The 13,840-nt window shown below is 61.4% G+C and carries 11 protein-coding genes; 7 read left to right on the forward strand and 4 right to left on the reverse strand.

The window, feature by feature from the left end; all coding sequences use genetic code 11:
- Position 1: 1 nt before the first annotated feature.
- Together paaG and paaF are read right to left on the reverse strand one after the other, a co-directional pair.
- The gene (gene paaG / locus AC1RP7_RS11915; RefSeq protein ID WP_493180706.1) at positions 2 to 793 is read right to left on the reverse strand and encodes a 2-(1,2-epoxy-1,2-dihydrophenyl)acetyl-CoA isomerase PaaG; all 792 of its coding nucleotides are present in this window, start codon (positions 791 to 793) and stop codon (positions 2 to 4) included.
- A 51-nt stretch (positions 794 to 844) separates the two neighbouring features.
- The gene (gene paaF, locus AC1RP7_RS11920) at positions 845 to 1,618 is read right to left on the reverse strand and encodes a 2,3-dehydroadipyl-CoA hydratase PaaF (protein ID WP_493180707.1); all 774 of its coding nucleotides are present in this window, start codon (positions 1,616 to 1,618) and stop codon (positions 845 to 847) included.
- A gap of 348 nt (positions 1,619 to 1,966) precedes the next feature.
- On the opposite strand from paaF, the gene paaY reads away from it, so the two are divergent.
- From paaY to feaR, 3 genes are all read left to right on the forward strand, one after another.
- Entirely contained in the window at positions 1,967 to 2,563 is a 597-nt protein-coding gene (gene paaY / locus AC1RP7_RS11925; RefSeq protein WP_493180708.1) for a phenylacetic acid degradation protein PaaY, read from the forward strand.
- 176 nt (positions 2,564 to 2,739) lie between these two features.
- Positions 2,740 to 3,663 (forward strand): phenylacetic acid degradation operon negative regulatory protein PaaX, encoded by a 924-nt coding sequence (gene paaX, locus AC1RP7_RS11930; RefSeq protein ID WP_007972019.1) that lies wholly within the window; start codon positions 2,740 to 2,742, stop codon positions 3,661 to 3,663.
- Between the two features lie 101 nt (positions 3,664 to 3,764).
- Positions 3,765 to 4,679 (forward strand): transcriptional regulator FeaR, encoded by a 915-nt coding sequence (feaR, locus tag AC1RP7_RS11935; protein ID WP_057713989.1) that lies wholly within the window; start codon positions 3,765 to 3,767, stop codon positions 4,677 to 4,679.
- A gap of 135 nt (positions 4,680 to 4,814) precedes the next feature.
- Here the strand turns inward: feaR and tynA are convergent, their stop codons facing one another.
- Positions 4,815 to 7,103 carry a primary-amine oxidase gene (tynA, locus tag AC1RP7_RS11940; RefSeq protein WP_493180709.1) on the reverse strand — a complete coding sequence of 763 codons (2,289 nt, stop codon included), beginning with the start codon at positions 7,101 to 7,103 and terminating at the stop codon, positions 4,815 to 4,817.
- 233 nt (positions 7,104 to 7,336) lie between these two features.
- On the opposite strand from tynA, the gene AC1RP7_RS11945 reads away from it, so the two are divergent.
- The 3 genes from AC1RP7_RS11945 to AC1RP7_RS11955 all read left to right on the forward strand — a co-directional run bounded on the left by AC1RP7_RS11945 (position 7,337) and on the right by AC1RP7_RS11955 (position 11,383).
- Positions 7,337 to 7,837: a sigma-70 family RNA polymerase sigma factor gene (locus AC1RP7_RS11945; RefSeq protein ID WP_057713991.1), complete on the forward strand. Its 501-nt coding sequence runs from the start codon at positions 7,337 to 7,339 to the stop codon at positions 7,835 to 7,837.
- A gap of 40 nt (positions 7,838 to 7,877) precedes the next feature.
- Positions 7,878 to 8,861: a FecR family protein gene (locus AC1RP7_RS11950; RefSeq protein WP_493180710.1), complete on the forward strand. Its 984-nt coding sequence runs from the start codon at positions 7,878 to 7,880 to the stop codon at positions 8,859 to 8,861.
- Between the two features lie 98 nt (positions 8,862 to 8,959).
- Complete coding sequence (locus AC1RP7_RS11955; RefSeq protein ID WP_154863640.1) at positions 8,960 to 11,383, forward strand: TonB-dependent siderophore receptor; 2,424 nt, start codon at positions 8,960 to 8,962, stop codon at positions 11,381 to 11,383.
- 86 nt (positions 11,384 to 11,469) lie between these two features.
- On the opposite strand, the gene AC1RP7_RS11960 is transcribed toward AC1RP7_RS11955, so the two are convergent.
- Entirely contained in the window at positions 11,470 to 12,621 is a 1,152-nt protein-coding gene (locus AC1RP7_RS11960; RefSeq protein ID WP_493180711.1) for an MFS transporter, read from the reverse strand.
- A 165-nt stretch (positions 12,622 to 12,786) separates the two neighbouring features.
- On the opposite strand from AC1RP7_RS11960, the gene AC1RP7_RS11965 reads away from it, so the two are divergent.
- Positions 12,787 to 13,779: a diaminopimelate epimerase gene (locus AC1RP7_RS11965; protein WP_493180712.1), complete on the forward strand. Its 993-nt coding sequence runs from the start codon at positions 12,787 to 12,789 to the stop codon at positions 13,777 to 13,779.
- The last annotated feature ends 61 nt before the right edge of the window (positions 13,780 to 13,840 follow it).

Consider the following 13,840-nt stretch of genomic DNA (forward strand, 5'->3'; position numbering starts at 1 on the left):
CTCAGCGTCCCTTGAAACTTGGGGTGCGTTTTTCCATGAAGGCGCCGACGCCTTCGCGGTAGTCCTCGCTGCGCCCGGCCAGACGTTGCAGGTCTTTTTCCAGTTCAAGCTGTTCGTCGAAGCTGTTGCTCAGGCTGGCGTTGAGGCCGCGCTTGATCAGTGCCAGACCGTAGGTCGGCTGGGTTGCGAGGTGGCGGGCCAGTTTCAGCGCTTCGTCGCGCAAATCGGCGTCGTCCACACACTGGTAAATCAAGCCCCATTGCTCGGCTTGTTCGGCGGTTAGACGGTTGCCCAGTAGTGCCAAAGCCTTGGCCCGAGCCATACCCACAAGACGCGGCAGGGTCCAGGTGCCGCCTGAATCAGGGATCAGGCCAATCTTGCAGAACGCCTGGATGAAACTGGCCGAACGCGCCGCCAGTACCAGGTCACAGGCCAGCGGAATGTTGGCGCCGGCGCCGGCGGCCACGCCGTTGACCGCGCAGATCACCGGCAGCGGCAGGTCGCGCAACTGGCGGATCAGCGGGTTGTAGAACTTCTCGATGGACTCGCCCAGATCCGGCACGGCGCTGCCTGGCGCGACATTGCGGTCGCTCAGGTCCTGCCCGGCGCAGAAGCCGCGACCTTCACCGGTCAGCAGCAGCACGCGCACGTCCGGGTTTTGCCGCACTTGCTTGAGCGCTTCCTTCACTTCGCCATGCATCTGGGTGTTGAAGCTGTTGAGCTGGTCTGGCCGGTTGAGGCTGAGCAGGGCGACGCCGGCCTCGATGGAAAACAGGATGTGTTCGAAGTTCATGGTCTTGGCGTTCTCTTGGCAGTCGTTCGAATTCGGATGTCAGTGGCCGCTTTATTGCCCGGTGAAAATCGGGTTGCGCTTTTCCTGGAAGGCCGCAATGCCCTCGTCGCGGTCGCGGGTGCCGGCCAGCACGGTGAAGGCGTGACGCTCGAAACGCAGGCCGCTGGCCAGGTCCGTGTCCATGGCCTTGAGCAGCGCTTCCTTGGCCAGGCGCACCGCCAGTGGCGCCTTGGCCGCAATGCTGTGAGCGATGTGCAGGGCGCGCTCGACGGTAAATTCCGGCTGGGTCACTTCGCTGACCAGACCGACGCGCTGGGCCTGACGGGCGTCGATCGGCTCGCCCGTCAGCACCATTTGCATGGCCATGGATTTGCCGACGGCGCGCAGCAGACGTTGGGTACCACCGGCGCCGGGCATGATCCCGAGGTTGATTTCCGGCTGGCCGAAGCGGGCGTCTTCGCCGGCAATAATGATGTCGGCGTGCATCGCCAGTTCGCAGCCACCGCCGAGGGCAAAGCCGTTGACCGCGGCGATCAGCGGTTTGCTGAAGCGAGTAATGGCTTGCCACGAGGCCTGGCGCGGGTCGTCGAGGATGCCGACCAGATCGCGCTCGGCCATTTCCTTGATGTCGGCACCGGCGGCGAAGGCTTTGCGGCTGCCGGTGAGCACCACGGCGCGGGTGTCGGGGTCGGCTTGCGCGATGTTCAGTTCAGCGGCCAGTTCGCCCAGCAACTCGGTGTTCAGGGCGTTCAGGGCTTGCGGGCGCTGCAGGGTAATCAGGCGGACGCCAGGCTCGATCAATTCGACGGCAAGGGTCAGAGGCATGGCGGATGCTCTCACGGTGCACGCTCGGCGGGGTGCCGGCTCGTTATTGGATCGGCCGCAGGGGCCGGTTTTGCCCAAGTATAGCTATAACGTGATACGTAAATGCAATACGAAAATTGATTTAATGTGTCTTATTGGTGTGCGTTTAGATTTTTCATCTTCCTGCTGAAGGGGTGCTGATAGCGGGTTATGCCTAGAAAACATTGGGTTTTATGGTGATTTTGGAGATGTGCTGGCATTCGTCGGAAAGGTGTATTTCAAGTGATACGGTTTTTAGTCTTTGTGCTGTTAAAAGTGATGTGATACAAAATGAGTCATTATTTGCATCGCTTTGTGAAGGAAGCTTCCATGACCTGCTACAGCCTTGATGGCCTGACTCCGGTGGTTGATCCGAGCGCTTATGTGCATCCGTCCGCCGTATTGATCGGTGACGTGATCATCGGTCCCCATTGCTATGTCGGCCCGCTGGCCAGCCTGCGCGGGGATTTCGGGCGGATCGTGCTGGAAGAGGGCGCCAACCTGCAGGACACCTGCGTGATGCACGGTTTCCCCGACAGCGACACCGTGGTCGAGCGCAATGGCCACATCGGCCACGGTGCGGTGCTGCACGGTTGCCGGATTGGCGCCGATGCGCTGGTGGGCATGAATGCGGTGGTGATGGACAACGCCCGGATCGGTCCGCGTTCATTCGTTTCGGCGGCGGCGTTCGTCAAGGCCGGTTTCGAATGCCCGGAGCAGTCGCTGGTCATGGGCGCACCGGCCAGCGTCAAGCGCAGCCTCAGCGATCAGGAAGTGGCGTGGAAGCAGGCGGGCACACGTGAGTATCAGGAGTTGGCCAAGCGTTGCCTGGAACAGATGCAGGTCTGCGAGCCGCTGGCCGAGCCGGAAGCTGATCGCCCGCGCATCAGCGACAGGGGGGTGCGGCCCAAGGGCAGTTCCCAGTGAATACAAATCCCTTTGTAGGAGCGAGCTTGCTCGCGATGGACGTCAACGATGACGCGGGCTGTCTGAATGCCCGTGTTGTCCGGACGTTTTTCGCGAGCAGGCTCGCTCCTACAGGTGGATGCGATTAACAGGCAGAGTTTCGGTATATTCCTTTTCTTTTTTTACACGGAACGCTCATGTCGTCCCTGACTCCCTTGAACCATCTGATTACCCGCTTCCAGGAGCAGACGCCAATCCGCGCCAGTTCCTTGATCATCACGTTGTACGGGGATGCCATCGAACCCCATGGCGGCACCGTCTGGCTGGGCAGCCTGATTCAGTTGCTCGAGCCCATCGGCATCAACGAGCGGCTGATTCGCACCTCGATTTTTCGCCTGACCAAAGAAGGCTGGCTGACCGCCGAGAAGGTCGGTCGCCGCAGTTACTACAGCCTGACCGGCACCGGTCGCCGGCGTTTCGACAAGGCCTTCAAGCGGGTCTACAGCACCACGATGCCGGCCTGGGATGGCTCCTGGTGCCTGGTGATGCTCTCGCAGCTGACCCAGGACAAACGCAAACAGGTGCGTGAAGAACTGGAGTGGCAAGGTTTCGGCGCGATTTCGCCGGTGGTGTTGGCCTGTCCGCGCAGCGACCGTTCCGACGTCAACGCGACCCTGCTCGACCTCGGCGCGCAGGAAGACACCATTGTCTTCGAAACCACCGCCCAGGACGTACTAGCCTCCAAGGCCCTGCGCCTGCAGGTGCGCGAGAGCTGGAACATCGAGGAGCTGGCCGCGCACTACAGCGAGTTCATCCAGCTGTTCCGGCCGCTGTGGCAAGCCCTGCGCGAGCAGGAAAACCTGCAACCGGCCGACTGCTTCCTGGCGCGGGTGCTGCTGATTCACGAGTACCGCAAGCTGCTGCTGCGCGACCCGCAACTGCCGGACGAGTTGCTGCCCGGCGATTGGGAAGGCCGCGCCGCCCGCCAGTTGTGCCGCAACATTTACCGTTTGATTTACGCCAAGGCCGAAGAATGGCTGAACGCCGCACTGGAAACGGCCGACGGCCCGTTGCCGGATGTGGGTGAAAGCTTCTATCGGCGTTTTGGCGGACTGAAATAGCACGTCATTGTTCAGGGAGTGGTGCGGTTCAGGAGACTCGAAGCATCCGATGTCGTGTGGATTGACGTAGACAATAAAAATAAGCCTGCGTGAGGCCTGACATGATTTCTACAACAGCACAGCGCCATGATGGGTTCGACCAGTGGATCCATCAGATCAACCAGATCTGTGGCGCCTTCAACGCACAACCCCTGGGCAGCGAGTTTGCCGGACGTATCCGCGAATACCAGAGCGATGCGCTCAAACTCAGTTTCGTCGACGTGTGCCAGGCGCGTTTGTACCGTACGCCCCAGGAAGTCGCGGCGGGCGAGGGCGGCAAGTATTTTGCGGTGTTCCAACTCGACGGCACGGCGGGCATGGCCCAAGGCGACGACAAGGTCTTGCTGTCCCCCGGCGACATCACGCTAATCGATGCTTCGCGGCCCAGCGACTTCACTTATGGCGAAAACTCTCGGCAGTTGTCGCTGATCCTGCCCTATCAACTGGTCGAGCAAACCCTGCGTTTCAATCAGGTCAAGTGCGGCCACCGGATTGCCGCAACCTCGCCCATCGCGATGCTCTCGCACCGGTTGATCCTCGATGCCACCCGCCAGCAGCACCTGACCCGACAGGAAAGCGAAGCGACCCTGGAGGCGATTGTCAGTCTGCTGCGCCCGGCGATCAGCCAGGCCGACGATTGCACCGATGCCCATGAGCGGATCTTTCGCAAGACGCTCACCTGCATCGACGAAAACATTCGCTCCGAAGACCTGTGCCCGGAATGGCTGGCGCGGGAAGTCGGCATGTCCACCCGTGGCCTGTACCGGATGTTTGCCAAGAAAGGGTTGGTGGTCGCGCGCTACATCAAGAACCGCCGCCTGGACCTGTGCGCCGAATCCCTGCGCCAATCGGGCAAGGAGGAGAAGTTGTCGGTGCTGGGGTATTCGTGGGGGTTTTCCGATTCGAGCTACTTCTCCACCGCGTTCAAGTCGCGCTTCGGCATTGCGCCGGGGGAGTATCGCAAGCGGCATGCTTGATGGTTTGCATGAACACCGCTTGACCCTGTGGGAGCGAGCTTGCTCGCGATTGCGGAGTGTCAGTTAACATTTAAGTCGACTGACACTCCGTCATCGCGAGCAAGCTCGCTCCCACAGGTATTGCGTTCGACCTGGTTACTTCGGTGCGTTGAGGTTCAGGGTCGGCGTTTCATCGAAGAAATTCCACGGCTTGAGCAGCACATGCACCCACTCGGTCGGCATGATCGGCCACTCTTCGGCACGGGCGATGTGGGTGGTGCCGGTGGTCAGCCAGACCACGTCGTCGGTGTTCTCGATGGAGTGGTTGTCTTGGGTGAACTGTCCCAGGCCCGAGTCCTTGTCCGAGCGGTTCGGGTATTTGCCTTCCGGGTACTTTTCCTCCGGGTTGTATTGCGTCACCCACAGCTGCTTGTCCATGAAACTCAGGCGGTGGTAGAGCCATTCGTCCTTGCCGAAGTTGGCACCCTTGGCCACCGGGTGCGTGCCGCCGGCATAAGGGATCAGCTGATAGGAAACCGGGTTGCCGACCTTGTTCTCCTTGCTGAAGTTGGTCAGCAGGCGCACGGTCGACGGGTCGAACTTCTGCGCCGCCTGCTGCTCGTTGCCGACCACTTTGGTTTCAGTCTGCATGGTGCTGGTGCGTGGCCCGCCACGGTCGTTGGGCAACACCACCGGGTTCACTTCCACCAACGAATTTTGCTCGCCGTCCACGTCCATATCGAGGCGGAAGTTGTAGATGTGCTGGTGCGTGGTGCCGACGATGTTGTGGTCCAGCAGGGTGCCGTAGCGCGTGTCTTCCCTGGCGGTGTCTTCGTGCATGGTTTTCGATTTCACGCCCTTGACCGCTTCGATACCGGTGGCGCCGGCGTCGATGCCGATGGTGCCGTTCTGCTGGAAGACCCAGTCGAAGATGTAGTCGTAGTTGCCCACGGTGCTGATCCAGCGCACCACCAGCTCACGGCGCTCGGTGCTGAGGTTGGGCTGGCCCATTTCCTGGTGTTTGTATTCCGGGCCGGCGTAGCGTTCGAACACCGCGATGGCGCGCGGGATTACGGTCGGTGCGCCGGTGTAGTCGGCGATGGTGGCGTCCAGCAGCACGGCGTTTTGCGGGGCGTCTTTGCCACGGGCAATCGGCGAGGTCAGGGTGCCCATGCCGTAGTCGCCGGAGTCGAGGTAGGCCTTGAAGTACCAACCGACGTCCGGGTCGCCGTAAGGCACGATCATGCCGCCCAGCGAGCCTTCGTACATGATCTTGCGTTTCTTGCCCTTGTCGTCGTAGGTGACGGTGGACAGGATCGGCCCGACCCGCGAATCGAGGCGAACATGGAAGTCCCAGTTCTGCCAGTGAATGCTGTTACCGCTGATGGTGTAGTTCTTGCCCTCGGGCTCGATGATTTCCAGCGGTTTGACTGCGACGCCCTGGCGTCCGCGACCGTCATACGGCGTCGGTTTCATCGGCACCGGAATGAGCGCTTCGTCTTCGATCTTGATCAGCTTCTTCTGTTCCAGGTCGACAATCGCCACCAGGCCTTCAATCGGGTGCGCCCAGTAGTTGCCATCACCGGTGTTGAGGTAGCTGACGATTTTCAGCAGGCGCTTGTCCTGCGCCAGGCCGTCCTTGCCGTCGAAGAAACCGACAGTCAGCGGCGTGGCCACAACCTTTTTCACATCGTTGATGCCGCGCTTGGCCAGGGCCTGGGCGTATTCCGGGCTGGTTTCCACAGCCGTCTGCACCGTTGTGAAATCGTCCAGCAGCACCATGCCGTGGGCGCCTTCGATCGGCTTCCAGGACTTGAGTTCTTTCGTGTCGAGGTCGACCAGGGCTTCGATCACGTGCTTGCCGTCGAGCACCACGATTGAGGCCTCACGCGGCTGGGCGACGTTTTGCCCGGTGAAGACGAAGTTCCACACCTGATCCTTCGGCGGTTCCTTGACCGAGACTTCGGTGAAGCGGAAGCCAGGCTTGTAGTTTTCCGATTTCTTGACGATGTCCACTGCCGTGGTGATTTCAGCTGCGCTCAGGGGGTTGAGCGGGTTAGGGCGGGTCTCGACGACGAAGGTCTTGTCCAGCCCGGACTGGAACACCTGGTTGATAAAGTCCTTGGACATGAACGCCGTATGGTCCTTGAACACCACCGGCACCGTCAGCTCGATACGCTTGCCGTTGAGCATCGCCACTTTGCTGTCGGGCTTTACCTTGAGGTAGACCCCGTCCTTGGCAATGGTGAACAGGTTGGCGTAATCGTCCCATTTCACCGTGGCGCCAAATTCCTCAAGACCCGCTTGCAGCGGCACCATTTCGGCGTGACCGCCGTGGGCCTGGGCATTACCCGCCCAGAACGGCAGGCCGAGGGTGCTCAGGGTGATGGCCAGGGCGAGGCGGGCCAGCGGTGTTCTCTTGGGCGATGCTTTGGGGCTGAGCATGTGTGAATTCCTGGGTGAAAGCCGGGTACGGGCATTTCTGCACTTTGTTACAACCAGTCAATGGCTGCATTTGAATGCCTGCCAGATTTCTTTGGTTCCGTGCCGCAATTGAGCTTTCCTGACGAAATGCACAATGGCAAGGGGATAAAGTGCCCTGTGTGGCGGACGCAAACCATTGCTTCAAGTTAATAGGAAGCATTACTATTAACGCCCCGTCTCCACAGCACACCGCAATGACCCTCAAGCTGCCCCGCAGACACGGCTTTTTCGAGCATTACGAAGAGTTGGTTGGCACCTGGACCCGTCGCCTGAGGAATCGTCAGCAGGCCGAGGACCTGGCCCACGATACCTTCGTGCGGGTGCTTGAGTCCGATTCGGCGGTGGTGCAGCAGCCCCGGGCGTATTTGCACCAGACCGCGCGCAACATTGCCGTGGATGGTTATCGGCGTGAGGACCGGCGGGGCGCCATGGAGTCAGAGGCGATCGATCTCAGTGAGTCGCCGACCGGCGACCCGGAGCATTTCATGCACGCGATCCAGCTGGCTGATTCCATCGAACGGGCGCTCACCGAGCTGCCGGTCAACTGCCGCAAGGTGTTTGTCTGGCAGAAAATCGAGGGCCTGACCCAGGCCGAAATCGCCGAACGCCTGGGGCTGTCCAAGAACATGGTGGAAAAGTATATGATCCGCACGCTTCGGCATCTGCGCGATCGCCTGGACGGGTTGCAGTCATGACCGGCCGCGCCTTCTCCTCCCCAGCCAAACAGGAACTTCCATGATGGATACTCGTGATTGTGCGTGCGGGCAAACAGCGGTTCGCGATGACGCGGCGCAGTGGTTTGTGCGTTTGCAGGAGCCTGTTGCCGATGTCGAAATGCGGCGTCAGTTTCAACTCTGGCTGGAGCAGCACCCCCAACACCGCAACGAATTCGAAGTGCTCCAGGGCTTGTGGAGCGCCGCCGACCTGCTACCGGCGGCGCGTTTGCGTGCTTTGTGTGAAACCCCGCCAGCCCTGAAAAAACGTCGTCCCGTGCTGCGTTACGCGGTGGCTGCCAGCGTGTTGGCGGTAGCGCTCGGCCTGGGTTTGTTCAGCGGCCTGAATCATCCGGCGCCTTATACCGCCGAGTTTTCAACGGCCCTGAATGAGCGACGCCAAGTGGCGTTGCCCGATGGCTCGGTGGTCGATCTGGACAGCCGCAGCCGGATTCAGGTGCGCTTTGAAAAGGATCGCCGCAACGTCGAGCTGACTGAAGGCGAAGCGATGTTCAGCGTCGAGCATGACACTGGCCGGCCTTTCGTGGTCGCGGCGGGCAGCGGCAAGGTCACGGTTACCGGCACCCGATTCGACGTACGTCATGGCGCCAGCGAAACCCGGGTGGTGGTGGAGCAGGGCAGCGTCAAGGTTCAAGGTCGCGACGCCGCCGATAACGATTTCATCAATCTGACGGCAGGCCTTGGCACCCACGTCGATGCCCAGGGCAAAGTTGCCGCCGCCTATGCCGTCAACCCGGCGGAAATGACCGCCTGGCGCAACGGCAAACTGGTGTTCAACAATGCCAGCCTGGCCGATGTCGCCGAGCAGGTCTCGCGCTATCGCGAGAAGCCACTCAAGGTCGCCAGTGCGGCGGTGGGCGATCTGCGCTTGACCAGCGTGTTCAAATCCGACAATACCGACGCGCTGCTCAAGGCCTTGCCGAGCATCCTCCCCGTGGCCGTGCGCACCCTTGGCGATGGCAGTCAGGAAATAATTTCAAAATAAAATTCAGGTTTTTTTCGAGTTCATCGTCTTCCTGTTCAACTGCAACTGGTTTGCATTAACAAACGCACACTCTTGCGATCCACAGGATTACGTTCGACGTGAAAAACTCCACCGCTAAAAACAACAAACTCCCCTGGTTACCGCTGGCCCTCGCGCTGGCGGTCAACGTTGCGCTGCCCCAGGCCTTTGCCGCCGATGCCATCCGCATCCCGGCGCAACCCTTGGGACAGGCCCTGAGTCAGTTGGGCCAGCAAACCTCGCTTCAGGTGTTCTTCAGCCCTGAACTGGTCGCCGGCAAGCAGGCTCCGGCGGTGGATGGCAACCTTTCCCCGGAAGACGCGCTGCGCCAGTTGCTGCAAGGCAGCGGCCTGCAATACCAGATCGATGAAGGTTCGGTGACGCTGATGCCGGCACCAGCATCGGCGGCCAGCGGTCCACTGGAACTGGGCGTGACTGACATCAAGGTCGTCGGTAACTGGCTCGGCGATGCCGATGCCGCCGTGGTGCAGAACCACCCCGGGGCACGAACCGTGATCCGCCGCGAAGCCATGGTCGAGCAGGGCGCGATGAACGTCGGCGACGTACTCAAACGTGTCCCGGGCGTGCAGGTACAGGACGCCAACGGTACCGGTGGCAGCGACATTTCCCTCAACGTCGGCGTGCGCGGCCTGACTTCGCGCCTGTCGCCTCGCTCCACCGTGCTGATCGACGGCATCCCGGCGGCGTTCGCGCCTTACGGTCAGCCGCAACTCTCCATGGCGCCGATTTCCTCGGGCAACCTCGACAGCATCGACGTGGTGCGCGGTGCCGGTTCCGTACGCTACGGACCACAAAACGTGGGCGGCGTGATCAACTTCGTGACCCGCGCGATCCCGGAACAAGCCTCCGCGGAAATCGGCACGACCCTGGAAACCTCGCAGCACGGTGGCTGGAAGCACATCGACACCGCGTTCATGGGCGGCACCGCCGACAACGGCATGGGCGTGGCGCTGTTGTATTCCGGCGTGAACGGCAACGGTTACCGTGAAAGCAACAACGGCAACGACATCGACGACGTGATCCTCAAGACCCATTGGGCGCCGACCGATGTCGACGATTTCAGCCTCAACTTTCACTACTACGATGCCAAGGCCGACATGCCCGGCGGCCTGACCCAGGCGCAGTACGACGCCGACCCGTTCCAGTCCGTGCGCGACCACGACAACTTCAGCGGCCGCCGCAAGGATGTGTCGTTCAAGTGGGTGCGGCAGATCGACGATCGCACCCAGGCCGAAGTGCTGACCTACTACACCGACAGTTTCCGTGGCAGCAACATCGCCTCCCGTGACCTGAAGACACTCAACTCCTACCCGCGCACCTACTACACCTACGGTATCGAACCACGGGTGTCTCACGTCTTCGATGTGGGCCCGACCACCCAGGAAGTCAGCGTCGGTTATCGCTACCTGAAAGAGGCCATGCACGAAGAGGCCAGCCGTGTGGCGCTGGTCAACAATGAGCCGGTCGTGCGTCCGGGGGCGGACGGCCATGTCTATCAGGATCGTACCGGTGGAACCGAGGCCAATTCGGTCTACGTCGACAACAAGATTGACGTTGGCAACTGGACTGTCACGCCAGGCATTCGCTTCGAGCACATCAGCACCGATTGGCACGACCGCCCGGTACTCGATAACGCCGGTAAACGGGTGCCGGAGAAAAAACGCAGCATCGAGAGCAATGAGCCGCTGCCGGCCCTGAGCGTGATGTATCACATGTCCGATGCCTGGAAGTTGTTCGCCAACTACGAAACCTCGTTCGGCGCGCTGCAGTATTTCCAACTGGGGCAGGGCGGTATCGGTAATGAGCCCGCCAACGGCCTGGAGCCGGAAAAGGCCAAGACCTACGAAATCGGTACGCGCTACAACGATGACGTGTGGGGCGGTGAAGTGACGCTGTTCTACATCGACTTCGACGACGAACTGCAATACATCAGCAATGACGTGGGCTGGACCAACCTCGGCGCGACCAAGCACCAGGGTATCGAAGCCTCGGTGCACTACGACATGGCCGCGCTGAACCCGATGCTGGACGGCCTGACCGCCAACGCCGGTTTCACCTACACCCGCGCCACCTACGAAGGTGAGATCCCGGGCTTCAAGGGCCGTGACCTGCCGTTCTACTCCCGCCAGGTGGCCACCGCCGGCCTGCGTTACGACGTCAACCGCTGGACTTACAACCTCGATGCGTTCGCCCAGTCCAAGCAGCGCTCGCCGGGCACCGGCGTGAACGCCGATGGCAGCTTCAACGGCGACTACATCACTGAAGGCACCGCTGATGGCCAGTTCGGTGATATCCCGGGTTACGTGCTCTGGAACGCACGTGCCGGCTATGACTTCGGTCCGCAGGTGTCGAACTTGAAACTGGGGGCGGGGGTGAAGAACATCTTCGACAAGCAGTATTTCACCCGTTCCAGCGACAACAACTCGGGCATGTACGTCGGTGCGCCGCGCACGTTCTTTGTCCAGGCCAGTGTCGGGTTCTGATAGACCGAGGTGAATTCATCGCGAGCAAGCTCGCTCCCACAGGTTCCGTGTGATCCCTGTGGGAGCGAGCTTGCTCGCGATGCTTTTCAGACCTTCAACACTCTCCCGCCAACGGCAACCGCCACCAGCAACACCGCCATCAAGGCAAAGGCGAAACTCAAGCTGCTGCCATGGGCGACGAAGCCGATGACGGCGGGGCCTGCCAGGATGCCCGCATAACCCAGGGTGGTAATGGCCGGCACGGCGATGCTTTCGGGCATGACCGTCTGCTTGCCGACCGCGGTGTACAGTATCGGCACAATGTTCGAGCAACCGGCACCCAGCAACGCATAACCCACCAGCGCCGCCTCCCAGCTCGGTGCGAACGTCGCCAGAAACAAGCCTGCGGCGGCGGTCAGCCCGCCGGACACAATCACCCGCGTCGCGCCCAACCGCCGTACGATTTTGTCACCGGTCAAACGCCCGGCCGTCATGGTCAAGGCAAACGCCGCATAACCGAGCCCCGCATACGCGGTGTCGATGCCACGTTCCTGTGTCAGGAACACCGCGCTCCAGTCCAGCGCAGCGCCTTCGGCGAGGAACACGATGAAGCACATGCCGCCAATGAACAGGACGATGCCATGGGGCACCGCAAACGCCGGTCCCGAACTCTCGCTGCCGTAGGGCAACAGATGCGGCACGGCCTTGGCCAGCGCGATCAGCAGCAACACGATCACCACCAGCGTGGCCCCCAGGGGGGAGATCCCCAGGCCAAGCAATCCGCTGACGCCTGCCGCGCCGACAATCCCTCCCAGGCTGAACAGGCCATGGAACCCCGACATCATGTTTTTGCCGCTGGCGCGCTCGACGATCACCGCTTGCAGGTTGACCGTCGAATCCACGGTGCCGAGCCCCGCGCCGAACATGAACAATGCGGCGATCAGCGCCGGAATCGACGACACCGTCGCCAGCAGCGGCAGGGCGGCACAGATCAGCAGGGTCCCGCCGGCCGTCACCCGCCGGCAGCCGAAACGTGTGGACAGGATCCCGGCCAGCGGCATCGCCAGGATCGAACCTACCCCCAGGCACAGCAGCAACAATCCCAGGGTGCCTTCATCCAGTCCGGCCCGGACCTTGGCATAGGGCACCAGCGGTGCCCACGCGGCGATGCCGACCCCGGCGATGAAAAAGGCGATGCGCGTGGACATCTGTTCCAGACGCCCGGGAACGAAGGTGGTTTGGCTGTTGAGGCTGGTCATAACAATCCTTGGCAAAAAGCGTCGCGTCCTCAACGGACAGTGATCGGCCTGTGAGGGTTCGATCAGTGCCCGGAAAGTTTTACGGTCAAACAGGGCGATATGGTTGCACAGCGCCAGTGTTTTTCGCGATATGTTGAGCCATTCCAATGACACACGGAGGGCGCCATGGCGCAGAGGTACGATGCACGGGGCAACATTTACATCGTGGTAACGCCCGAAGAACTGCGCCGTCAGGGCATCGACCTGCCCGACCAGGCCAGCCAGGCAGCGCAAACCCTTGAAGCCTGGGCGCTGGCCGCGATCGAGGCTTGCTGCAGCTGGGCTCCAGGCACTCAACCGTCCGGTAGCAAGGATCATCGCAGCGACGGTTTGCTGGTCGGACCGTTTCAGTCGTCGCCTCCCTTTGATCTGTTGATCGTCAACACCGACGGTACCCTGGCCGAGCGCAGTGGCAACGGGCTGACGATTTTTTCCCAGGCCCTCAGTGATCAAGGGCTGTTGCCGCAGAACGAAGCCTGTCTGCTCAGGGTTCACCACGACAAGGCTGATTCGCCTTCGCCGGGGCAGACTTCAGTGAAAGCCGCAGAGGTCGGGGGCGTGAAGGGTTTTTGGCTCGATCTGGGCCAGCCGGGATTCGGGCCGTCGGCGGTCAGTGCTCACGGGGTTGAAGCGGCGATGTTCAATGGTCGCGAACTCAGCCACGTTGAACAATTGTCGGCACTCAATAGTGCGTGGTCGCATAGCCAGTTCGCGCGGGTCGGCAATCCCCATTGCGTGACGCTGGTGGAAAGTGCCGAGGACCTGCCGAGCAACGAGCAGATGCGCGAGCCGGCACTGGGTGAAGGGCTGACGCGAATCGCCTACGCCATGCCGGTCGGCGCAGGCAAGCCTTGTCCGGCGGGAGTCAACCTGCAATGGGCAATGCGGGTGTCCGAAGGACACATCGCCGCGCGGGTATTCGAGCGGGGCGAGGGGCCGACGGCGTCGTCGGGGACCAGCGCCAGCGCGGTGGCCTGTGCGGCCTGGCGGGCAGGTTGGGTCTGCGCCGGGGAGGTGAAGGTGACGATGCCGGGTGGCACGGCGCCGATCTTGCTGGAAGAGGAACGGGGAGAGTTGAGTCGGGTCAGTCTGTTTGGTACGGCTCGGTTAATTGATTGACTTCAAAATAGCTTTCGCGAGCAAGCCCGCTCCCACAGTTGACCGAGTTGTCCAGACAAAC

This window comes from Pseudomonas sp. GW822-FHT01E03 (assembly GCF_058802985.1).

Bases quoted from the DNA above. Each gene is read 5' to 3' on its own strand.
- AC1RP7_RS11960 (WP_493180711.1), bottom strand. From the start codon at position 12,621: ATGACCAGCCTCAACAGCCAAACCACCTTCGTTCCCGGGCGTCTGGAA.
- paaX (WP_007972019.1), top strand. From the start codon at position 2,740: ATGTCGTCCCTGACTCCCTTGAACCATCTGATTACCCGCTTCCAGGAG.
- paaY (WP_493180708.1), top strand. From the start codon at position 1,967: ATGACCTGCTACAGCCTTGATGGCCTGACTCCGGTGGTTGATCCGAGC.
- AC1RP7_RS11945 (WP_057713991.1), top strand. From the start codon at position 7,337: ATGACCCTCAAGCTGCCCCGCAGACACGGCTTTTTCGAGCATTACGAA.
- AC1RP7_RS11965 (WP_493180712.1), top strand. From the start codon at position 12,787: ATGGCGCAGAGGTACGATGCACGGGGCAACATTTACATCGTGGTAACG.
- tynA (WP_493180709.1), bottom strand. From the start codon at position 7,103: ATGCTCAGCCCCAAAGCATCGCCCAAGAGAACACCGCTGGCCCGCCTC.
- AC1RP7_RS11950 (WP_493180710.1), top strand. From the start codon at position 7,878: ATGATGGATACTCGTGATTGTGCGTGCGGGCAAACAGCGGTTCGCGAT.
- feaR (WP_057713989.1), top strand. From the start codon at position 3,765: ATGATTTCTACAACAGCACAGCGCCATGATGGGTTCGACCAGTGGATC.
- paaF (WP_493180707.1), bottom strand. From the start codon at position 1,618: ATGCCTCTGACCCTTGCCGTCGAATTGATCGAGCCTGGCGTCCGCCTG.
- paaG (WP_493180706.1), bottom strand. From the start codon at position 793: ATGAACTTCGAACACATCCTGTTTTCCATCGAGGCCGGCGTCGCCCTG.